Raw genomic sequence first — 22,855 nt, forward strand, 5'->3', positions numbered from 1 at the left:
AAAGCCATAGAGGGCCGCCGCGCTGGCGGCCCTTATATCCGGCTTAAAACCCTATCCAAAAATCTCTTTGAACAGCCCGATGCATTGGCGAAACCCATCCTCAAAATCGCCATTGCCGGGATGAAAAACGCTTTCGAATGAGATCACCCCATCATAATGATCTGCGCGCATCGCATCCGCCATTGGCTGAAACATCGGGCCCAGTTGCCCCGTGCCCATCTTGCGCACTTCAAGCGTTGCACGCGGCGTGTCAACCAGAACATCTTTGATATGCACATGACCGAGATAGCCGCCCTTTACCGCTTCATAGCCATCGGGGAAGGCCTGCTCATGGCACCAACAATTATTGCCAGGATCCCACAAAACTTTCAGCGTATCTTTTGCATCCAGCTCGTCGATCAGCTTTCGGGCTGTATAATTTGAATTCACCATTGTGCCATTGCCCGTTTCAACCACCAGCGTCACACCTTCCGCTTTGGCCAAGTCAACCGCCGGCGCGATCATCGGGGCCATCGTGTCCCAGGCGCCATGCGCCACGTTCCATTTTTCAGCGCCATTGCGCCCCCAGAGAATTTGTTCTTTCTTCTGGGTCATAATCCGCACCAAGGGCGCCCCAAGAATATGCGCCATGTCAATCACCCGCTTTAGCGCATCCATATGCTTTTGATGCAGCGCATCGCCAGGCCGATTGGCCGATGTGGTGCCGGCAAAAATATGCCGCGATAAACAAGAAACCGGTTTGCCACGCCCCCGCAACAGCTGGTCTATTTCGGCAATTTCGGCCGCGCTATGATCGCCAACTTCTTTATCGCCGACAAATTGCAATTCCGCATATGTGAGATCAAACTCATCCATCACATCTATCGCATGGGTCAAATCTCGGCTGATACCATCGCAAATAACGCCCAATTTCATGATTTACCTCCTAAATTGCGGTGCAACTCGGCCCCAATGATCTCTTCAATCACCTGCGTGCAGGCCCAATTATCTCCATTCGGATATTTCGATTTACCCGCATGAAAAATTTGCATCGCGGTTGAGGCTGTATGGAGCGGCACCTCAAGTTCTTCGGCCATATTTAAAGAGATCGTTAAATCCTTATGCATGGTGTTTATATGGCTGCCAGTGCCTTCAAATTTCCGATCGATGATGTTTTCAAGCGCCGTGTTTGTGATGCCGCAACCTGCGCCAGAAGAGGATACAACATTAAACAAAACATCTCCGCTGACACCCGCTTTTGCCGCCAATGCAGCGGCTTCAAACGTACCCGAAAAGATCGAACCAATTAGCGATTGCAAACAGGCTTTTACGGTTTGCCCCATGCCAACGTCACTTCCCACGTGATGAATGGTTTTGGAAACAGCCTCCATCACGCGTCGGTTTTTTGCCAGAATATTGGCGGGTGCGGCTGCCATTAACGTCAGGCTTCCCCCTTGCGCGCCTGGAAACCCTCCCGAGACGGGGCTGTCGATCAAATCAATACCCGACCCGGCCATTGCAGCGCCAATTTCGCGGGCCTCAGTTGGCTTGATCGTCGCCGTAAGCAGGATCGTGCCACCTTTTTCCATCGAGGCCACCAAACCATTTTCACCCAGAATAATCTCTTTGGCTTGGGTGCCATTCATCACCATGACAAACACCGCATCACTGGCCCGACCAATTTCTGCAAAATCCTTTGCCAATTGCCCGCCCATAGCTTCAAAGGCAACTTTGCGATGCTCTAACAAGTCCAGACCAATCACTGAAAATCCGTTTTTAATGAGGTTTTTGGCCAAGCCACTGCCCATATCCCCAATGCCAACAATTCCAACTTTTTTCATTTTCATTCTCCCTTAACACCGGCATAGCCGGATCGATAATTATCTTATGCGGCCAATCACGGCGCAGCCTATTCAGGAGTTTCTAGTGTTCAACGAACACCGGGCGGGTCCAGTAGACACCCCACGCCCATAAGAGATGGCAGCGGCATTTTGCGCGGCAACCTGCCAAGATTAAAATCGCTTCCAAAATTATTGCAAGATTTTTTTTGGGCACGGTGAGATAGCTAAAATACTTAACAGGTTGCGCTTGCACACTGCCCCAACCGAACAGTGGTCGCGAAAAGCCTCTCTCAAAACGATCCCGACGCTGTTGAAAAAACAATAAATCCAAACATATTATAGTCACGAATGCTGCCGAAAAGGGCAGCCGCCGGGCGCGCGCAACGCCGCCCCTGAAGGGCAAATTTGAAACAGAATGAAGATAAGAGCACCGAAGGAAAATCAGCATGAGTACATGGCTGCGCGCCTGCGCCACCGATGATATAGAAACCGAAGATCTGATCCGCTTTGACAATGGCGATCGCAGCTACGCGATTTACCGCAGCCATAGGGATGAGTTTTTCTGTACAGACGGGCTGTGCACGCATGAAGCCGTGCATTTAGAAAACGGTCTGGTAATGGACTATATCATTGAATGTCCAATGCATAATGGCCAGTTTGATTATCGCACCGGCGAGGCAAAGCGTAGCCCCGCCTGCCAGAATTTGAAAACATATGCGGTAAAAGTAGAAAATGGCGATGTTTTTATTGATATAGGCTAGCGTCACAAAAACCGGTCCAAAAGACCCGGCGTAAGTCAGCGCAACAAACGCATAATGTAAAGCAATCCGACACGCGCAACCCAATATTCCAGCATTGCTTCAGCTTCCACGAATCACAGGTGCCATCCCTCGACTTCAGGGCGGCACAAGGCGCGCTCACAGAAGAACAAAACCAGACAGCCAAGTTCGATATAAACGTAATTGTCATACCGCCGGGACCAAGCCGACAGGAGCAGCACGCAAGAGTGCTTTGGGAGTTCTCCTCTCGGATGTTTACCAAAGATCAGGCCTCTAGTTTTACCTATGACTACGCCTTGTTGTTGGATGCAGCTTTGCAAGCCCCAGGCAAACCTGTGTCATTGAGCCAAAACCTAACCAGAGATGCGCAAACACAAGAAGCGAATCCGGGCACCACCCCATCCTTGGCAAGTGCAACCCGGAGCATAAACAGGATCGAGGATGCGCAAATCCTACAAGATATATTTTCGCCAGTGTTAGGTTGCAAAAATTTGCAGCTTGACGATAATCTGTTCGACAAGGGTTGTCACTCGATTTCCGTTGTGAGAGCTGTGGCCATGTTCGAAAAACAAACCGGCAAATTCTTGACCCTACGAACAATTTTTGAGAACCCAACAATTCGCGCGATGTCGCAATATGTGAAAGGACTACTGGAAGAATGAGATTGGGAAACGGAATGACTAGTAGGATTTACAAACTAACATCACGGCAACAGAGTTGCTTAGTACGAGGATGAGATGAAATGAATGAAGAGAAAAAAAGCCAGAAGAAGAATTGTCAAAAGACATCGGCTCTCTACTGTTTAAAAGCAGGAATGTTCTGATAACCGGCCAAATAGACGACAAACTTGCCAAGAATGCCGTGTCGCAACTATTAGCTTTGGCGGAAGATGGTGACGAACCAATCAACGTATTTATTAGTTCTCCCGGAGGCCACGTCGAATCCGGGGATATGGTGCACGACGTCATAAAATACATAAAACCAAGAGTGCGAACTATCGGTAGTGGTTGGGTTGCAAGCGCAGGTGCTTTGATTTTCGTGGGGGCTGACCGGTCTGATCGATACTGTTTGCCAAATACAAGATTTTTGCTTCATCAACCCAGTGGCGGAGTTGGTGGTGTTGCAACGGATATTGCTATCCAAGCTCGGCAGATTGAAATCATGCGGGAGAGGTTTGAGCTACTTTTCGCGGAAGCAACGGGGCAAACGCCAGAACGCATCAGAGAGGATACGAAGCGAGATTTCTGGCTAACTACACAAGAAGCACTCGATTACGGTCTCTTGGGACAAGTGATTAAGACGACAGATGAGCTGCAGTAGCAAAATACCCTAACACGGAAGTTTTGATAGTCGCTGATAACTACAAGGAGCGGAACAAATCCGTGATAGCTCCACAACGAGGAGCATAAAACATTGCGTACACAAGATACACGTAATTTCAGATAACGGCTAAGATGCGCCCTGCGAATAACATGTTCAAGCAGCGCTTAAGCCACGGCTCATGATCCCCAGCCTGCGCCAGCATGAGCCATCACAAAAAAATCGATTTGATCCTGCGTAATCCATAAACCACTTGATTGTTATGCGCCCAAGCTCGACCTTATTTTTCACCCTCTCTTGGGCCCCGGGCGATTATCCAACACAGAGGGCGCCGCTGCGGTATAAAAGGCGCGGCGCCTACAGAATGGGAAGGGTTTTCAGCTTTTAAGGACTGGCGGGTTTGAACCCGCGCAACACCTGCCGCGCCGCCGCGACAAGCGGATCATGCGTATCTTTTAAAATCGCCACTCGGTCAAAACGCGCTGGATCTGCCGCAACGGCGGCGCGCAGCGCAGATCCAAACGCCATCCTCAATTCGGTGCCGATATTAAATTTGCAAATCTGAGAGCCCTGCGCCAATGCCATGCGCTGCGCCATTGGCACCCCCGAGCCGCCATGAATCACCAAAGGGCAATCCGTCAGAGCCTCAATCGCTCGGATGCGTCGCTCATCCAAACCGCCTTCTTTGTCTTGCTGAAGATGAACATTTCCAACCGAAATCGCCATGGCATCCACCCCCGTTTCACGGGCGAATTTCGCCGCTTCATCCGGATCGGTACCGGCAGAATTCTCTCCGCCCGAATAGCCCACAAATCCGATCTCGCCTTCACAAGAAATCCCTGCCGCATGCGCCAACGCCGCAATGGAAGCAGTTTCATCGATATTCTGCGCCAAAGGCTTGCGCGAGCCGTCAAACATCAGCGAGGTAAAACCGCTGTCCAGCGCCTCTTGGCATTCCTCAAACGTATAGCCATGATCAAGATGCGCCACCACGGGCACCGCAGCCGTTTCGGCCAAATGACGGAACATTTTCCCCAAAATCGGCAGCGGCGTATGCGCCCGGCAAGAGGGGCCAGCCTGCAAAATCACCGGCAGGTTTTCGGCTTCGGCGGCCGCCACATAGGCGCGCATATCCTCCCATCCCAAGGTCACCAAACCTGCAACTGCATAGCCACCTGACAGCGCAGGTTGTAATACCTCTTTCAGCGTTGCCAAGGTCATTTGAACTTAGCAACCATGTCTTTGATGCCAGGGATTGTTTCCACTTGATAGGCGTGCGTGGGTTGGAAATATTGCACCAAGGGGCGCTGCGTCAGTCCACCCAGAATGGTAAAGTAATACATTTCATAACCCGGCAAAACAGCGCAAGGGTGATAGCCATTATCAATACAAATCGTCGATCCATCTACAATATGATAGGCATCGCCCGGTTTGTTATCTTCGCGCTGCAACATTTGCAGCCCCGAGCCGTGATTGGGCCGAAAGCGGAAGTTATAAGTTTCGTCATGACGGGTTTCTTCTGGCAAGCGGTTGGTGTCATGCTTGTGCGAGGGAAATCCAGACCAGCCGCCCTGCCCCACTGTAAACAATTCGCTGACCAGCAAACGCCCCACTTTATCATGCTGTTTCTGGCCCAAAATATGTTTGATTTTGCGATGCGTTTTCGTATCATCCGACCCGTATTGAACCAGATCAATATCCGCGGCACGCACCTCAAACGGGTCAAGCACCTGATCATATTTTGCGCCCGCGATGAACACTTCGCTCTGATCTGAGACGCAGACAAACGTGGCCTTCGCGCCCGACGGCACGTAAAGCCCCTCGGGTTCTCCATCCCAAACATCGACGCCGCGATTACCCAAAGCGGCATAGGCTTGCCCTTCAACATCCACATCAACGCTGCCCGTAGCCGGCGCGATACAAGTTTCATAGCCGGGCACTTGATAGCTGAACGCCTCGCCTTTTTTAAGCTTCACAATGTTAAAATAATTCAGCGGAACGCGGCTGTCTTCAACATCCACAATCGGCTGGTTTTTATTGTCATAAGGGGGGAAATGCATTGAGAAATCCTTTATATTTCAACGGGGCCCGGATGGGTCTGCAAAAACTCTTCCAATTGTTCGGTGCTGGGCATCGCCGGGGCGCAGCCGACTTTTGACACCACGATCGAGGCGCAGGCCGAGCCGCGCAACACCGCGTCTTTCAAACTATAGCCAGCGGCAAGCGACGCGATAAAACCTCCCATAAAGGAATCGCCCGCACCAGTGGGTTTTAGCGCATCAACCGGATAAATCCCGGTTCGAAATTCAAGCTCAGGCGTGATCGTAATTGCGCCTTTTTCACCCATTTTATAAATCACGATCTGCGCCCCTTCGCGGGCCAGACTGCGGGCTTTATCCAAACCCTTTTCATAATCACCCGCCATAAAGCCAAATTCGACATCATTGCCGATCACCACATCGCACAGCGCTGCGGCGCGCGAATAGGTTTCAGAGGCCACCGCAGCGGATGGCCAGCTGTAGGGGCGGTAATCAACATCAAAAATCAGCGGCAAGCCAGCCGCCTGCGCCAGCTCAAAGCCCCGAAAGGCGGCGCTGCGCGAAGGCTCTGCGGCGAATACTGTGCCGGTGGTAATCAACGCGCTATAAGCCGCATAGTCCACCGCTTCAACATCGGCGATGTTCATTTCAAAATCTGCAGCTCCATTGCGATAAATCACCGATTGATGGTCTTCAATGCGGGTTTCGATCACCGCCAGCGAATTGCGCGCCTCGCCGCCAACCGTTTTTACGTGACGCCGATCAATCCCATAATGGTCAAGCTGATTCAAGCAATAGCGCCCGATCGCATCATCAGACACGCTGGTGACCAAGGCAGAGCGTCCACCATGTTTGTTAATCGCCACCCCGATATTGGCAGATGATCCGCCCAGCGCAGAAACAAACTGTACCGCTTCTTCTGTTTTGGCCCCAGGAGGATCGGCGTAAAAATCCATACCTGCGCGGCCGATGATCACAAAATTATTTGTTTTTATCCGATTTAAATCTGCCATTCATGGCCCTTTCAACTTTTCTCAAACGGCATTTTTCGCCCACGCGCTTCGCCGATAGCAACGCCGCGCAAAGCAACGCCTATAACGCGCATCTTCAGGCGTGGCCTAATACCAATATTTATGAGATCAAACTCTGTTTACGCTGGGGGTATATTTCTCACTTGCTCCGTTTCGTAACAATAGATACTGAATCTGCAACCGGTTGCAAAACGATTTTCTGCGCCGCCGACAAAACCTGCAATTCCAGAAAGGCCAACGACCATGAGCATTCAAATTGGCAATGCACCCTGTTCCTGGGGTGTCGAATTCGCAAATGATCCAAGAAATCCCGATTGGCGCAGCGTATTGAAAGATTGCGCAGATGCGGGATATGGCGGGATCGAGTTGGGCCCGGTGGGCTTTATGCCAGAAAACCCAGATATTTTGGGGCCAGCCCTGCAAGCGCATGATCTGATCTTGATTGGCGGCGTGGTCTTTCGCCCTTTTCACGATGCCAATGCCTGGGAGGAAACGCTCGACGGGACGCTGCGCACCTGCAAGGCCCTAAGCGCCCATGGCGCCAAACATTTGGTGTTGATCGATTCGATTTCACCGCGCCGGGCGCCAACCGCTGGGCGCGCCGATGAAGCAGAGCAGATGGAAAAGCAAGAATGGAGCCTGTATCGCGACCGCATTGAGACCTGCGCGAAAATAGGCGCGGAAGAGTATGGATTAACCGTGGGCATGCATGCGCATGCGGGCGGGTTTATCGATTTTGAGCCTGAATTGGAAAGGCTTCTCAGCGAGATCGATGAGAGCATTCTAAAAATTTGTTTTGACACGGGCCATCACTCTTATGCGGGTTTCGATCCAATCGCGTTTATGCGCCGGCATATTGATCGGATCTCATACATGCATTTCAAAGATATTGACCCCGCGGTCAAAGCAGATGTGATTGCAAAACGCACCGGCTTTTATGAAGCCTGCGGCCAAGGTATTTTTTGTAATCTCGGGCAGGGCGACGTGCAGTTCTCAGAGGTTAAGCGCATTTTAGACGACGCCAAGTTTGAGGGGTGGTGTACAGTCGAACAGGATTGCGACCCCACCTTGGATGTCAGCCCTATTGCAGATGCGATCGCCAATCGTAACTTTTTAAAATCAATCGGATTTTAACCCCCGCGAAGCGCTGCGCTTAAAGCCTGCAGAAAAGCAGTTTTTAGTAAGGTCAGCGGCCCACACCCAATCTGCGAAACGCCCCTTAGGGCAGCGCCCGCAGCGTGCCTCGCTCCACCAGGCGACAGGGCAAACGCCGCGCTTGCGGCGGCTGCTTGGGTGCTTGCAGCATGTCGACGATAACATCGATGGATGTTTGAATGATCTCGGCAAAGGGCTGCGCAATAGTGGTGAGGTTGATATTTTGCCAACCTGACATCTGCATATCGTTCACGCCGATCAATCCAATATCTTCGGGCACTCTTAACCCGTGATCGCGGATGGCGCTTAACGCGCCAATAGACAGCACGTCATCACCACAAAAATAAACCTCGGCGGGAGTGGTTTCTCGCAATAACCGCTGCATCTCTGCCCGCCCTGCTTCAAAAGAATACGCCTCTGCAAAGGTAATATCGGGCGCTGGACCTCCCGCGCGCTGCAGCTCCGCTAAAAAACCGCGCAACCGCGATTGCGTCGATGTGGCCGCTTGTGGCCCCCAAGAAAAGCCAGCCGCTTGTAACCGCGCGCCAGCAAGGTTTCTGCGGCAATTTGTCCGCAAGCCTCATCATCAATGCCAACCACGTCGACTTTGGGCGTCAGTGAAAACCGTCCAAAGCTGTTCACCACTGGGATCCCTGCGCTACGGAAGGCTTCCGAGACTTCTGGTGGCAAGGTTGACGAGGCGACAATAACGCCATCCACCGAATATTGCTGCAGCATACGAAGCGAAGACGAGGCCTGATAGGTTTCTGACAAATTAACCAATAAAGGGCGCAAACCGCGATCTTGCAGGCCGCGGGTAAATTGATCAAATACCTCTAAAAATATGGGGTTATGAAAATTATCAGAAACGAGGCCGATCAATTTGGTGGATCGGGTGGTTAAACTTCTGGCCAGAAAATTCGGCGTATAGCCAAGCTCGATCGCTGCATCCTCAACCTTTTGCCGCATCACCTTGGATACAGAGGCACCATCGGTGAACGTGCGTGACACGGCCGAGCGTGAGACACCTGCGCGTTGTGCTACATCGTTAAGCGTAATGGCCATATTGCTTTAGCTTTCATCGATAATCCTGCCAAAAGCGGCAAAGATGATAGTTGGAATATGAAAGCACAATTAACTTTTTGCAACCGGTTGCAAAGCTATAAATTTTGTGTTTCCTTGACTCGTGGAAGTCTTTGGGTTCTACCAAAGGCGCCAAACCACCAAGGTGGTGCGACAGCTAAAAGCCTCATAAGAGGCAAAACTTGGGAGAAGACTATGAAATTTACTAGCAAATTTGTGGTAGCGCTATCTGCAGCCGCTCTTATGGCCGGTATGGCAAGCGCCGAGCGCTATGTCATGGTGACACATGGCGAAGGAAAAGACCCCTTCTGGCCTGTTGTTCAAAAAGGTGGTGAAGACGCGGCACGTCACATCGGGGCCGATTTTGAATATGTATACACACCCTCAGCCGATATGGGTGATATGGCCAAATCAATCGCTGCGGCCGCGGCCACTCAGCCAGATGGCTTGGTTGTGTCATTGCCGGATCCAGAAGCGCTCGGTCAGGCGATCAAAGACGCCGTTGCTTCAGGCGTTCCTGTGATCACAATGAACTCAGGCTTGGAATCATCAGCAGCTGTAGGTGCATTGATGCATGTGGGTCAGCCTGAATATCTGGCCGGTCAATCAGCGGGTGCACGCGCGAAAGCGGAAGGCGCAACAAACGCGCTTTGCATGATGCATGAGCAGTATAACACAGCCCTGAACGACAGATGTAACGGCTATGGCGAGAACGTGCCAATTGCGTCAACTGTTGACACAACAAGCGACCCTGCGACCATCACAACACGTGCAGCTGCTGCGCTTCAGGCCAATCCAGACGTGGATTCAGTTCTGTCTGTTGGTCCACATACTTGCGTTGGCGTACAGCAAGCGATCGACGAGCTGGGCATGTCAGTGCACCACTCATGCTTCGATCTTAGCCCCCCTGTTATGGACATGATCAATGCGGGCAAAGTTGCCTTCACAATCGATCAGCAGCAGCGTCTGCAAGGCTATATGCCAATCATCGTACTGCACCTTTACAACAACGGTGCTGGCCTTCTGCCAGGTGCGAATATTCCATCAGGCCCTGGCTTTGTTGACAAATCAAACGCCTCATCTGTTGCTGCGCTTGCAGGCGTAGACAGATAAAACCAAGACATCGAAGGGGGTGGCTTTTGTCACCCCCTTTTTTTGACAGCCATGGGTAGCGATTTGCTATCCTCTTTTTTTTGGGAACAGTCATGAATTCACCAGTATCGCAGCGCCAGGAATCTGACCGCCACGCGCCTAAGAAACGTTTTTTATCCCTCTTCGCACGACCAGAAATCGGGCCGATTGGCGTGATGATCTTGCTTATGGGGATGCTTGGATATTTCTCTATTCCGGTCGCGGAAGCCACATGGAACCCCTTTAACGGAGAAGGCTTCAACGCGTTAGGAATACGCAACAACTTGCGGGTAATTTCGCAACTTGGGATAATTGCGCTGGGTGCGGGATTGCTGATTATTGCCGGTGAATTTGATCTTTCGATTGGCTCAATGATTGGGTTTGCAGGGGCCTGTATGGCGATGATCCTGCGCTGGGGTTTCGCGATTCTGATTCCATATCTGTCCTTTGATGGCGGTGTTCATATTGAATATTATACGCTGTTTTCGGTTGATCACGTCACGCCGATCTGGGCGATATTTATAACGCTCTGTTTCACATTAAGCTTTGGATGGATCCAAGGTTTCATCGTTGTGCGCTCAGGCTTACCGTCATTTATCGTGACATTGGGCGGGTTGTTCTTTTTGCGCGGCCTCACAGAGGTGTCGCTACGGGCCTTTAACCATCGCCCAGACCAAAGTGCGGGTTCAACAACCGTGACCGAAATTCCAGATTTGAAAAACATTATCGATTTACCCGGCCATGGCCAGCTCAGCCGTTTGGACGCAAAATCTTTACCAGAAACAGATTTGGTTAATCTGGCGCAAACGCTCTCTGGCGATGTGGTGGCCAGTATTACCGAGCGTCTCACCTATACCTATAATCGAGTGGCTGAAGCCAAGACCGCCTTGATGGAAGCCAAAGGTGTAAAACCTTTGGAAAAAGCATTGGAAAACGCCGTTCAATCGGGCAATGATTATATGGCAAATACCATCCGCGAGAAAATTGCCAATTTCAAAGTTGATCCGGTGGCGCCCAAATCGGTCACGGAGGTGGATATTGCCCGCGCCTATATTGACACCGTACCTACGTTGAACAAAGTCGCTGATTTCTTCGGTGGTAATATTCTGGAAGGCTTGTTTGATTGGCTATATTTTCCGATTGATTGGAACACCAACAATTTTGGGAACCAATTCGCACCGGGATTATATTCCTGCGTGATGATCTGGATCATGCTGTCGATCGCCTGTTACATCGTGCTCAGCCGCACGCAAGCAGGCAACTGGATCTATTCAACAGGTGGTAACTTGAACGCGGCGCAAGCCAATGGTGTTCCAACCAATAAAGTGAAAATATCGCTCTTTGTATTCTCGGCCTTCTGCGCCACGGTATTTGCCGCTTGTCAAGTGTTTGAGGTGAATACTAGTGATGCGGCCAAAGGCAATTTAAAAGAATTGGAAGCCATCGCCGCTGCGGTGATTGGGGGCTTGGTGATGACCGGGGGCTTTGGCACCGTGATGGGCATTATCGTCGGAGCCTTTATCTTTGGGTTGGCCCGAGAAGCCTTTTTCTACATCCCGGGGATAGATGGATCCTTCTATCGGGTCTTCTTGGGCTTGGTGATCATCGCCTCCGCCTTGTTGAACGAAAACATTCGCAAACGTATCATGGGGAACATATAAAATGGCACAAACAAGCAGCACACCCCTGATCAAAACAAGCGGTCTGGTGAAAAAATTTGGATCCTTCACCGCGCTGAACGGTGTTGATCTGGAAATATACCCCGGCGAAGTACATGCTTTGCTCGGGGATAACGGCGCCGGCAAATCAACGCTCATTAAAATCTTATCGGGCGTCCATGCTCCCACAGATGGCAGCATTGAAATCGAAGGCAAATCGGTGCAGTTTAACTCGCCCCGCGACGCAAGCGATGCCGGCATCGGCACCGTGTATCAGGATCTGGCCTTAAACGCGCTGACCTCAGTAACGCGGAATTTCTTTTTAGGCCGTGAAATTACCAGTTTCAACAGCCCCTTTGGACTGATGAAAATGAAAGAAATGGATCGGATCACCGCCGAAGAGATGGCAAAGATCGGAATTAATATTGCGGATCCGGATCAAGCAGTTGGCACAATGTCAGGGGGGCAGCGACAGACATTGGCGATTGCGCGCGCCATTTATTTTGGCGCAAAAGTGCTGATCTTGGATGAACCCACCTCAGCCTTGGGCCAAAAGCAACAAATGGAAGTTCTAAAAACCATCAAACGGGTTCAAAAACTGGGTGATATCGCGATTATTTTGATCACGCATAACGAGATACACGCGCGTTTGATCGCAGATCGCTTTACCTTTTTATCATTGGGCGAGGTGATCGGCAGTGGCTCAGCAGAAGATCTGGCTGGCGATGATATTAAGCGCTTGATGGCAGGGGGCGCCGAAATTGGCGATTTGGCCAAAGAACTTGAAGGCGTTTAAACCGCATCACGGTTTTAAATAGAAATGAAACACAGCCGCTCGTTTCTTAAATTGAGCGGCTGTGTTTATATGCGCTATTTCCACCAAAGCGTCTCAATCCATTCTGCCTACCGCTCAGAGTGCAACCGCGTTGCGAAAACCCGACGCAAGTTTATATGTTGCAGCTTTGCATCCGCGCGCAGAGAGATCATCGTGCGATTTAAATTTTCTCAACCGTCCGCGGCTTTGCGTTTTGGCCAAAACGCTTCTTAATTTCGCGCTGTAAACGCGCACCCTCTGCTATACATATCTTATCAGCCGTTTCTTTGTTCATAGATTTGGGCCGCGTGATCGAGGTATCCCACATGATCAAATCCAACGCGTAAAGCTGGCACACCACCAGCCCTTCTGGCGTGTTCAACCGAATTGGGGTTGTCTCATGTTCTTTTTTGTTCGCGCAACCAGTGATTATAAAAAGCACGCAGAATAAGCATAAAAATAATAAACGCATTAGAGCCTCGTAAAATGAAGTAGTAAAAAGTTATAAAATATACATGTAACTAACGCTTCAAAAGGCCTGGAGGCAAGGCTTATATTTCCCAGCCGTTTAAATCGTTTAACAAATAACTCTGATAAGTTTGCTCTATCGGGCGCGCAGCTTTTTGGACTGGGGATCTAAAAGACCCAGCTGACAGAATAAAAATCATATAGGTTTACGTGGCTGGCGCCCTACCCATCTATACGGATAACTTTATTTGAGGGATCATAAGGGCTGTCTTCTGTCACTTCAGCAGGCCATAATTGATCAAGGATTTTTACTTGTAATTTTGTGCCCGGCACGGCCAATTCAGGACGCACATATCCCAGCCCGATTGCGCGCTCGAACGCCACGGAATAGCCCCCTGAAGTCAAACGGCCAACGCGTTCTCCTTCAGGCGTATAAACCGCCTCGCGCCCCCACGGATCTGCATCATCGGGGCCGTCAATCAACATGGTGACGCATTTTGAACGAATGCCCAGCGCTTGCATGGCCTCTTTTCCATTAAACGCTTTTGTCAGGTCAACAAAGCGCGGCAGATCTGCTTCAAGCGGGGTTGCATCGCGGCCAAGCTCATTGCCAAAAGCCCGATATGATTTTTCAAGCCGCAGCCAATTCTGTGCCCGCGCGCCCACCAATTTCATCCCATGCGCCGCGCCGGCAGCTTCCAGCAGATCAAACAAATAATTCTGCATTTCAATCGGATGGTGCAACTCCCAGCCCAATTCACCCGTATAGGCGACCCGAATCGCATTGACGGGGCACATACCCAATTCGATTTGGCGCGCGCTCAACCATGGAAAACGCTTATTTGACAAAGCGGTTTCTGGATCAGAATCTTTAATAACAGCCTTCAAAACATCGCGCGATTTTGGCCCCGCAATGGCAAAAACACCCCATTGCGTGGTCACATCCTGCACTTCGATATAGCCAAATTCTGAGGCTTTATCCGCTGCGCTTTTACGCAGAAAATCGCCATCATAATCTGTCCAAGCCCCGGCGGACACAAGGTAGAAAGCATCATCGGCTAAACGGACAATCGTATATTCGGTGCGCGTGGTGCCAGCAGAGGTAAGCGCATAGGTTAGGTTTATACGGCCGATTTTGGGCAGTTTATTGCAGGTAAACCAATCTAAAAACGGCGCTGCGCCCGGGCCTTTCACCATATGTTTGGTAAAGGCCGTGGCGTCGATCAGCCCAACCCCCTCACGGATGGCTTTGGCTTCGGTGATGGCGGCCTGCCACCATCCACCGCGGCGAAAGCTGCGCGCGTCATGATCAAAATTATCATCCGCATCCAGGGGGCCAAAATAATTGGGGCGTTCAAACCCGTTTACGCAGCCAAACTGAGCTCCGCGCGCCTTTTGCCGATCATAAGCGGGCCCAGTGCGCAAGGGCCGGCAGGCGGGGCGCTCTTCATCAGGATGGTGCAGAATATACACATGCTCATAGGCTTCTTCATTCTTGCGTGCGGTATAATCGGTGGTAATCCAATTGCCATAGCGCTTAGGGTCAAGCGAGGCCATATCAATCTCAGCCTCTCCTTCAACCATCATTTGCGCCAAATAATATCCCGTGCCGCCGGCTGCGGTGATGCCAAAGGAAAACCCTTCCGCCAGCCACATATTTCGCAGCCCGGGCGCGGGGCCCACCAACGGGTTTCCGTCAGGCGTATAACAAATAGGTCCGTTGAAATCATCTTTCAATCCAACGGTTTCTGTTGAGGGAATGCGGTGGATCATCGACATATATTCTTCTTCGATCCGCTCCAAATCCAAGGGGAACAGATCAGCTCTAAAACTGTCAGGCACGCCATATTCGAACCGCGCCGGCGCGTTGCGCTCATATGGGCCCAAAATCCAACCGCCGCGCTCTTCACGCACATACCATTTGGCATCCGCATCGCGCAAAACAGGATGTTCGCCATTTTCTTTGCGCCATTCAACAAGCGCCGGGTCCGGTTCGGTGACGATAAATTGATGTTCAACGGGTATCGCTGTGTTTTTGATACCCAACAATTGCGCCGTACGCTGGGCATGGTTGCCGGTTGCGGTCACGACATGCTCGGCATATACAACAATCTGCTCATCGGACGCCAATAAATTGCCACCCTTTTCAACCATTTTGCTGAGCGTGACTTTCCACTCACTTCCCGTCCATTCATAGGCATCGGCCTGCCATTTGCGTTCAATCAGCACGCCGCGCTGGCGCGCACCCTTGGCCATCGCCATGGTCACATCAGCGGGGTTAATATACCCATCCGTGGGGTGATAAATGGCGCCTTGCAAATCATCACAATGCACAAGGGGATAGCGCGATTTGATCTGTTTGGCCGACAGCCATTCATAAGGCACACCACAACTTTCTGCCGTGCTCGCATAGACCATATATTCATCCATACGCTCTTTGGTCTGCGCCATACGCAGGTTCCCCACGATCGAAAACCCCGCATTCAAGCCGGTTTCCGCTTCCAGCGTTTTGTAAAATTCTACCGAATATTGGTGAATATGGGTGGTGGCATAAGACATGTTAAACAATGGCAAAAGCCCGGCTGCGTGCCAGGTAGAGCCCGATGTCAGCTCATCGCGCTCTAAAAGCATCACATCATCCCAACCGGCCCGCGCCAAATGATAGGCGATCGAGGTTCCAACCGCACCACCGCCAACGATAAGGGCTTTGACATGTGTCTTCATAATCTCACATCCATTACTTGCTTCTGCGCCTGATATGCGCCTGCTGAAAAGAAAGGCCTTTGCCTCTCCGACAAGACAGCGCACAAAACCGACCTTTGCAATTTATGCAGCCAGAAACCTGAGATTCAAGCTGCATTTTTGGCCGCCTACCTTTGGCCAACGCCGCGCGCAGACTGACTACGAGGATTCTTGCCCAATTTTGCAATAGCCACTTTCGCGGAGCGTCAAGCGTCTCTATAACGACAGCGTAGGCGCTCTGTCGCCAGCCCACACGAACGTTGAGGAAAGCCAAAATATGCTTGGACTTGGAAATCTAATGGGAGTGCTCTCTCAGGATATGGCCATCGATCTGGGCACGGCAAATACGTTGGTTTACGTCAAAGGGCGCGGTATTATCCTATCAGAGCCATCTGTGGTTGCCTATCACGTTAAGGATGGGCTGAAAAAGGTTTTGGCGGTCGGCGAGGATGCAAAACTGATGCTAGGGCGCACCCCCGGCAGTATTGAAGCCATCCGCCCTATGCGCGAAGGGGTGATTGCCGATTTTGATGTTGCTGAAGAAATGATCAAACATTTCATTCGCAAAGTGCATCGCAGATCTACATTTTCCAAACCCAAAATAATCGTCTGCGTTCCGCATGGGGCAACACCCGTTGAAAAGCGCGCTATCCGGCAATCGGTGCTTTCGGCGGGGGCGCGCAAAGCCGGCTTAATCGCAGAGCCCATCGCAGCCGCCATTGGCGCCGGAATGCCGATCACCGATCCTACCGGCAATATGGTGGTAGATATCGGAGGGGGAACCACAGAAGTTGCGGTTCTGTCCTTGGGCGATATTGTTTACGCGCGCTCTGTGCGCGTGGGCGGCGATAGAATGGATGAGGCGATCATCTCTTATTTACGCCGCCAGCATAACCTATTGATCGGGGAAAGCACCTCGGAACGCATTAAAACATCTATCGGCACCTCGCGCATGCCCGATGACGGGCGCGGTGCCTCGATGATGATCCGCGGCCGCGACTTACTCAATGGCGTGCCGAAAGAAACTGAAATCACGCAGGCGCAGGTGGCCGAGGCCCTCTCTGAGCCCGTACAACAAATTTGCGAAGCGGTGATGACAGCGCTTGAAGCAACCCCGCCCGATCTCGCCGCAGATATTGTGGATCGGGGCGTTATGTTGACCGGTGGCGGAGCATTATTGGGCGATCTTGATTTGGCCCTGCGGGAACAAACCGGCTTGGCGGTTTCTATTGCCGATGAAAGCCTGAACTGTGTTGCGATGGGCACTGGCAAAGCGCTAGAATATGAACATCAACTGCGCCACGCCATTGACTATGATAGCTAATAAACGCTCCAACTGACCGAGAGGTTCACTTGGCCAATGATCGAAGAAATAACCAAGATTACGCAGGATCCATTCTACGGATCAGCCTTGTCGTGCTTGTCAGCATCTTGCTGCTATTTTTTGCCATTTGGCGCATTGATAATCCAAGAATCGAGCGTTTAAGAGCTGATGTTATCGATACAATAATTCCGCATTTCGAATGGATCTTGCGACCCGCAACTTGGGCCGGGCAGGTTCTTGAAAACTTTCAAAGCTACCAAGCCTTATATCAGCAGAATCAAGAGCTGAACCGCGAATTGCAAAAAATGAAAAGCTGGAAGGAAGCCGCGCTGCAGCTTGAGCAGGAAAATGCGCGCCTGCTCGATCTTAATAATTTGCGGCAAGACCCTACGCTCACCCATGTCAGCGGGATTGTCATCGCCGATAGCGGCTCACCCTTTCGACAATCTGTATTGCTAAATGTCGGCGCACAAGACGGCATCCGTGATGGCTGGCCCGCGATGGATGGGCTTGGTTTGGTGGGGCGTATTTCGGGTGTTGGCCAAGAAACCAGCCGGGTGATCCTGCTGACCGATAATGCCAGCCGTATCCCGGTGATTATCCAACCTTCGGGGCAACGCGCTTTTGTGTCCGGCGATAACTCAAATGCTCCGATTATAGATTTTCTGGAAGATGCCGATGCGGTGCGGCCCGGCGATAGAATATCTACCTCCGGCGATAGCGGTGTTTTACCAGCCGGATTGTTGATCGGGCAGCTCGCGCTGGATCCGAACAACCGCTTGCGGGTGCGGCTATCCGCGGATTACGAACGCCTTGAGTTCTTGCGCGTTTTGCGCACCAGCGCGCCGCCCAATATTTCGGGCACGGGCGACTTGCTGGTGCCCGATGCATCCGCATCGGATCAAAATGTTAAGGCACTCCAAGATGGCTGAAACACCCGCTGCTCAAATCTGGATCTATCGCGGCCTTTTAACCATGCTTGCTTTTGCAATTATGCTTTTTAAGCTTTTGCCCTTCATGACCGCCGATGATCGCTGGTTGATGCCGAATATAACCCTTGCCTTGCTCTGTGCTTGGGCGGTTCGGCGCCCCGAATTCACGCCCCCTTTGCTGATCGCGGGGGTGATCCTGTTGGAAGATCTGTTATTACAGCGCCCCCCGGGGCTTTTGGCAGCGCTGAGCCTGCTGGCACTTGAATGGCTAAAACAGCGCAGCGCACGCCCGGAAAGCTTTTCACTGGCGCTTGAATATCTCAGCGTGACAGGCCTGGTTATTTCGATCGCGCTGGCAAACCGCCTTATCTTGGCGTTGGTCTTAACCCCGCAACCCACCGTTGCGCTTGCGCTTTCAGAAATCTTGACGACGCTTTTATTTTATCCAGTTGCTGTGGCGTTCAGTCATTTTCTGCTGGGTGTGCGTAAACCACATCCAAGAGATGGGAAACAGGCCCAAGGAGCCCGTCTATGAAACGCCCCGTCTTGACACCCAAGCATAGCCTGAACCGGCGCAGCCTTGTGGTTGGCGCCCTGCAGCTGGGATTTGCAGGAGCGCTGGCCGCGCGTCTGCGCCATTTGCAAATCACCCAAGCCGATCAATATCGCCTATTGGCCGACGAAAACAGAATTAACATCCGCCTGATTGCCCCTGAGCGTGGCGAAATTTACGACCGCAACGGCGTGTTCCTTGCGCGCAACGAACAAAGTTATCGTATCACATTGGTCAAAGAGGACGCCGGCGATGTGCGCGAATTACTGCTGCAATTGGCGCAGCTTGTCACGTTAAGCGCAGAAGATATAGAACGCAGCGTGTTAGAAACACAGCGCAGTGCGCCCTTTCTACCCGTCACGATCATTGATCGCGTCAGCTGGGAAGACATTGCCAAAGTGGCCATAAATGCCCCATCTTTGCCCGGCATCACACCAGAGGTTGGGCTGTCTCGGCATTATCCTTTAGGTCCGAATTTTGCCCATATCGTGGGGTATGTTGGGCCGGTAAGTGACCGCGACCTTAATCGCGCTGAAGATCCAGATCCGCTGTTACGCATCCCACGCTTTCAAATCGGAAAAGTGGGCGTTGAAGCCAAATATGAAGAAGATTTACGCGGACGCGCGGGCGCCAAACATGTCGAGGTAAACGCGCAAGGGCGCGTGATGCGCGAGCTAGAACGCCGCGAGGGTAATTCTGGGCGTAATATACAGATCACCGTTGATGCAGGATTGCAGAATTATGTCCAGGCGCGGCTGGGTGATGAAAGCGCCTCAGCTGTCGTTATGGATTGCAACTCGGGCGATATTTTGGCGATTGCCTCTTCGCCAAGCTACGATCCGAACAAATTTGTCCGTGGTATTTCCTTTGATGATTATGGCCTGTTGCGCGATAATGACCATCGCCCTCTGGCCTCTAAAACCGTGCAAGATGCGTATCCGCCCGGCTCAACCTTCAAAATGGTCACCGCGCTTGCCGGCTTGGAAGATGGTATTTTAGATCCCAATGCGCGCGTGTTTTGTCCCGGCCATCTGGATGTTTCAAACCGGAAATTTCACTGCTGGAAAACAGGAGGGCATGGGCAAGTCAATTTAGAGCAATCCTTACGCGAAAGCTGTGATGTCTTTTATTATGATCTCGCGCTGAAACTGGGGATCGAAAAAATTTCTGCGATGGCAACAAAGCTGGGTATTGGCGTGAAACACAATATTCCGATGTCGGCCGAAACCACGGGCCTCAGCCCAAATAAAGATTGGAAATTGATAAACCGCGGCTCAGAATGGGTGATCGGAGATACGGTCAACGCGTCAATTGGCCAAGGCTTTGTGCTCAGTTCTCCACTACAATTGGCGGTGATGACCGCGCGTATTGCAAGCGGAAAGAATATTCAGGCGCGGCTGATAAAAGCCCAGGCCGGTGCAAAAATCACCGATCCAAAACCTGAATCTTTGGGTCTGAATGAAAACAATCTGCGCTTTCTACGCCGCGCCATGTATGAAGTGAGCAATAATCGGCGTGGAACGGCATATGGATCGCGGATTATCGAGCAATCAATGCGCATGGCGGGCAAAACCGGCACCAGCCAAGTGCGAAATATAACCGAAAGCGAGCGGCGCCGCGGCGTGTCCAAAAATGATGAGCTTGAATGGAACAAGCGCGACCATGCATTATTTGTGAATTTTGCGCCGTTTGATGCGCCAAAAATCGCTGTGGCCGTGGTGGTGGAACATGGTGGAAGCGGATCTGCAACAGCAGCGCCACTGGCGCGCGATATCACGCTGCAAGCCCTTTATGGTGATTATCCGCCGCTTTCTGCCTATCCGACCAAAGATCGAGAGAAGATCAAACAGCAACAAGCTGATCTGCGCAAAACCATACCGCGTTTAGAGCGGTTTCAGAAGGGCCGCGTATGAGTTATCTTGAATACCGCGTTCGCTCGGTGCCCACTGGGCTGCGCAAAATCCTTTATTTAAACTGGCCTCTGACAATTTTAATCATCAGCACTGCTGGCTTTGGCTTTTTGATGCTTTATTCGGTGGCCGGCGGGTCGCTACAGCCTTGGGCAGAGCCCCAAATGAAACGCTTTGCGCTTGGCTTTTTGATCATGCTTGTGATCGCGATGACCCCGATCTGGGTCTGGCGCAACCTATCTTTCGTGGGATATACGCTCTCCCTTATCTTGTTGCTTTTGGTAGAATTATTTGGCGTAAAGGGCATGGGCGCCCAACGCTGGATTGATCTAGGCTTTATGCGCTTGCAACCCTCAGAACTTGCAAAAATCACATTGGTCATGGCCTTGGCCGCCTATTATGACATGCTTCCCCGGGCGCGTATATCACGCCCGATTTGGGTGATTTTACCGCTGGGTCTTATCCTGCTGCCCACGTTGATCGTCTTGAGCCAACCGGATCTGGGGACCGCCTTGCTTTTGCTAATATCGGGCGGCGCTGTCATGTATCTGGCCGGGGTGCATTGGGGATATTTTTTATCGGTTATTGCCGCCGGGGTTGGGTTAGTGACGGCCGTTTTTCAAAGCCGTGGGAAAGCTTGGCAAATTTTGGAAAACTATCAATATAGGCGTATCGACACGTTTTTAGACCCCGCCAGCGATCCTTTGGGCGCCGGCTATCACATCACCCAATCCAAAATCGCGCTGGGATCTGGCGCATGGACTGGCCGCGGTTTTATGCAGGGCACCCAATCTCAATTAAACTTCCTGCCTGAAAAACACACAGATTTCATTTTCACAACGCTCGCCGAAGAATTTGGCTTTATCGGCGGCCTGTCGCTGCTGGCCATGTATGTGGCTATATTAATGATCTGTTTGATCGCCGCGTTGCGCAGCATTGATCGGTTTTCTGGCTTGCTGATCCAAGGCATCTCTGTCACATTTTTCCTGTTTTTTGCCGTCAATATGTCAATGGTGATGGGGATGGCACCGGTGGTGGGCGTGCCCCTACCTTTGGTAAGCTATGGTGGCTCTGCAATGCTGGTTTTATTGGTAGGTTTTGGGCTAATTCAATCTGCACATGTGCATCGACCAAGGGAAAAATTATGACCACACACATCCTTTTTAAAGGTGGCCCAAACAGTTGGGAAGACTATGAAATCCCCCTCAGCAACGCCCTTAAGAAAACAGGGCTGGAGTATCATCTGGCTGAGGATATTTCCCCCGAGCAGGTAGATTATATCGTTTACGCGCCAAGCAGCAGATTGCACGATTTTAAGCCCTACACTCGCTGTAAAGCCGTGCTGTGTTTATGGGCAGGGGTGGAAACCATCATTGGCAATAAAAGCCTGACGATGCCGCTGACCAGAATGGTTGATAGTGGCATGACCCAAGGCATGGTCGAATGGGTGACAGGGCATGTGCTTCGCCATCATTTGGGAACGGATGCGCATGTGCTTGGTCAAGATGGTCTCTGGCGCAGCGCCATACCACCTTTGGCCAAGGATCGCATAGTTACTGTTTTAGGCCTTGGAGCTTTGGGCGCGGCCTGCGCAACCACGCTGGCGGGTTTGGGGTTTTCGGTTCGCGGATGGAGTCGGAGGCCAAAAACCATTGAGAATATCACAACGTTTCATGGCGAAGACGGGTTTAACCAAGCGCTCCAAGACACCGAAATAACCGTATTGCTTTTGCCCTCCACGCCAGAAACGGCAAACACGCTAGATGCTGACGCCTTTTCAAAAATGGCCCCAGGTGCGGTTGTCATCAACCCCGGGCGCGGCCCCTTGATCGACGATGAGGCGCTTTTACAGGCGCTTGACTCAGGCCACTTGAGCCATGCCACTTTGGACGTATTTCGCGAAGAGCCTTTGCCGGTAACGCATCAGTTTTGGGCCCATCCCAAGATCACGGTGACGCCCCATATTGCCTCAGCCACGCGCATTGGAACCGCATGCACCGTTATCGTTGAAAACATCCAGCGCGGCGCGGCCGGCCTGCCCTTCTTGCATCTGGCCGATGCAGCAGCTGGCTATTAGCCAACCCGCGCAGCAATGG

20 protein-coding genes and 1 pseudogene are annotated in these 22,855 nt (G+C 51.6%); 13 read left to right on the forward strand and 8 right to left on the reverse strand.

The genetic code is table 11. The annotated features are described in order from the left end of the window. Positions 1 to 51: 51 nt before the first annotated feature. Both GN241_16465 and GN241_16470 read right to left on the reverse strand, forming a co-directional pair. On the reverse strand, positions 52 to 915 hold the full coding sequence (locus tag GN241_16465; protein XAT58816.1) for a TIM barrel protein: 864 nt from the start codon (positions 913 to 915) through the stop codon (positions 52 to 54). Next, a complete protein-coding gene (locus GN241_16470) occupies positions 912 to 1,820 on the reverse strand; it encodes an NAD-binding protein (protein XAT58817.1) in 909 nt (302 codons plus the stop codon). The genes GN241_16465 and GN241_16470 overlap by 4 nt, the downstream gene beginning before the upstream one ends. 446 nt (positions 1,821 to 2,266) lie before the next feature. On the opposite strand from GN241_16470, the gene GN241_16475 reads away from it, so the two are divergent. From GN241_16475 to GN241_16485, 3 genes are all read left to right on the forward strand, one after another. Continuing rightward, positions 2,267 to 2,581, forward strand: a complete 315-nt coding sequence (locus tag GN241_16475; GenBank protein ID XAT58818.1) for a Rieske 2Fe-2S domain-containing protein — start codon at positions 2,267 to 2,269, stop codon at positions 2,579 to 2,581. A 269-nt stretch (positions 2,582 to 2,850) separates the two neighbouring features. Next, positions 2,851 to 3,261, forward strand: coding sequence for a hypothetical protein (locus tag GN241_16480; GenBank protein XAT58819.1), 411 nt, complete (start codon positions 2,851 to 2,853; stop codon positions 3,259 to 3,261). 112 nt (positions 3,262 to 3,373) lie between these two features. Next, positions 3,374 to 3,919: an ATP-dependent Clp protease proteolytic subunit gene (locus tag GN241_16485; GenBank protein ID XAT58820.1), complete on the forward strand. Its 546-nt coding sequence runs from the start codon at positions 3,374 to 3,376 to the stop codon at positions 3,917 to 3,919. A gap of 384 nt (positions 3,920 to 4,303) precedes the next feature. On the opposite strand, the gene GN241_16490 is transcribed toward GN241_16485, so the two are convergent. Genes GN241_16490 through iolC form a run of 3 tightly spaced genes read right to left on the reverse strand, consistent with a single transcriptional unit; the run spans position 4,304 to position 6,971 of the window. Then, the gene (locus tag GN241_16490; protein ID XAT58821.1) at positions 4,304 to 5,140 is read right to left on the reverse strand and encodes a class II fructose-bisphosphate aldolase; all 837 of its coding nucleotides are present in this window, start codon (positions 5,138 to 5,140) and stop codon (positions 4,304 to 4,306) included. After that, on the reverse strand, positions 5,137 to 5,979 hold the full coding sequence (locus GN241_16495; protein ID XAT58822.1) for a 5-deoxyglucuronate isomerase: 843 nt from the start codon (positions 5,977 to 5,979) through the stop codon (positions 5,137 to 5,139). The genes GN241_16490 and GN241_16495 overlap by 4 nt, the downstream gene beginning before the upstream one ends. An 11-nt stretch (positions 5,980 to 5,990) precedes the next feature. Then, positions 5,991 to 6,971 (reverse strand): 5-dehydro-2-deoxygluconokinase, encoded by a 981-nt coding sequence (gene iolC / locus GN241_16500; GenBank protein XAT58823.1) that lies wholly within the window; start codon positions 6,969 to 6,971, stop codon positions 5,991 to 5,993. Positions 6,972 to 7,232: 261 nt separating this feature from the next. Here iolC and GN241_16505 point away from each other — a divergent pair, with 261 nt between their 5' ends. Beyond that, complete coding sequence (locus tag GN241_16505; protein ID XAT58824.1) at positions 7,233 to 8,123, forward strand: TIM barrel protein; 891 nt, start codon at positions 7,233 to 7,235, stop codon at positions 8,121 to 8,123. Between the two features lie 85 nt (positions 8,124 to 8,208). Here GN241_16505 and GN241_16510 read toward each other — a convergent pair. Then, a pseudogene (locus GN241_16510) lies at positions 8,209 to 9,209 on the reverse strand (substrate-binding domain-containing protein). A gap of 213 nt (positions 9,210 to 9,422) precedes the next feature. Here GN241_16510 and GN241_16515 point away from each other — a divergent pair. The 3 genes from GN241_16515 (at position 9,423) to GN241_16525 (ending at position 12,812) form a co-directional block, all read left to right on the forward strand. Beyond that, the gene (locus tag GN241_16515; GenBank protein ID XAT58825.1) at positions 9,423 to 10,340 is read left to right on the forward strand and encodes a substrate-binding domain-containing protein; all 918 of its coding nucleotides are present in this window, start codon (positions 9,423 to 9,425) and stop codon (positions 10,338 to 10,340) included. Positions 10,341 to 10,432: 92 nt separating this feature from the next. After that, the gene (locus tag GN241_16520) at positions 10,433 to 12,019 is read left to right on the forward strand and encodes an ABC transporter permease (GenBank protein ID XAT58826.1); all 1,587 of its coding nucleotides are present in this window, start codon (positions 10,433 to 10,435) and stop codon (positions 12,017 to 12,019) included. A gap of 1 nt (position 12,020) precedes the next feature. Then, a complete protein-coding gene (locus GN241_16525; protein ID XAT58827.1) occupies positions 12,021 to 12,812 on the forward strand; it encodes an ATP-binding cassette domain-containing protein in 792 nt (263 codons plus the stop codon). Between the two features lie 199 nt (positions 12,813 to 13,011). On the opposite strand, the gene GN241_16530 is transcribed toward GN241_16525, so the two are convergent. Then, the gene (locus GN241_16530; GenBank protein ID XAT58828.1) at positions 13,012 to 13,302 is read right to left on the reverse strand and encodes a hypothetical protein; all 291 of its coding nucleotides are present in this window, start codon (positions 13,300 to 13,302) and stop codon (positions 13,012 to 13,014) included. Positions 13,303 to 13,520: 218 nt separating this feature from the next. Continuing rightward, positions 13,521 to 16,022 (reverse strand): FAD-dependent oxidoreductase, encoded by a 2,502-nt coding sequence (locus tag GN241_16535; GenBank protein XAT58829.1) that lies wholly within the window; start codon positions 16,020 to 16,022, stop codon positions 13,521 to 13,523. 295 nt (positions 16,023 to 16,317) lie between these two features. On the opposite strand from GN241_16535, the gene GN241_16540 reads away from it, so the two are divergent. From GN241_16540 to GN241_16565, 6 genes are read left to right on the forward strand one after another with little or no spacing between them, the layout of a single operon-like run. Beyond that, complete coding sequence (locus GN241_16540; protein ID XAT58830.1) at positions 16,318 to 17,364, forward strand: MreB/Mrl family cell shape determining protein; 1,047 nt, start codon at positions 16,318 to 16,320, stop codon at positions 17,362 to 17,364. Between the two features lie 29 nt (positions 17,365 to 17,393). After that, positions 17,394 to 18,296, forward strand: coding sequence for a rod shape-determining protein MreC (gene mreC, locus GN241_16545; GenBank protein ID XAT58831.1), 903 nt, complete (start codon positions 17,394 to 17,396; stop codon positions 18,294 to 18,296). Further along, positions 18,289 to 18,831, forward strand: a complete 543-nt coding sequence (locus GN241_16550) for a rod shape-determining protein MreD (protein ID XAT58832.1) — start codon at positions 18,289 to 18,291, stop codon at positions 18,829 to 18,831. The genes mreC and GN241_16550 overlap by 8 nt, the downstream gene beginning before the upstream one ends. Continuing rightward, positions 18,828 to 20,762 (forward strand): penicillin-binding protein 2, encoded by a 1,935-nt coding sequence (mrdA, locus tag GN241_16555; protein XAT58833.1) that lies wholly within the window; start codon positions 18,828 to 18,830, stop codon positions 20,760 to 20,762. The genes GN241_16550 and mrdA overlap by 4 nt, the downstream gene beginning before the upstream one ends. Continuing rightward, the gene (rodA, locus tag GN241_16560) at positions 20,759 to 21,907 is read left to right on the forward strand and encodes a rod shape-determining protein RodA (GenBank protein XAT58834.1); all 1,149 of its coding nucleotides are present in this window, start codon (positions 20,759 to 20,761) and stop codon (positions 21,905 to 21,907) included. The genes mrdA and rodA overlap by 4 nt, the downstream gene beginning before the upstream one ends. Next, positions 21,904 to 22,836, forward strand: coding sequence for a glyoxylate/hydroxypyruvate reductase A (locus GN241_16565; GenBank protein XAT58835.1), 933 nt, complete (start codon positions 21,904 to 21,906; stop codon positions 22,834 to 22,836). Before rodA ends, GN241_16565 begins: the two co-directional genes overlap by 4 nt. Positions 22,837 to 22,855 lie beyond the last annotated feature (19 nt).

This window comes from Rhodobacteraceae bacterium IMCC1335 (genome assembly GCA_039640495.1).
Lineage (GTDB): Bacteria > Pseudomonadota > Alphaproteobacteria > Rhodobacterales > Rhodobacteraceae > Thalassovivens.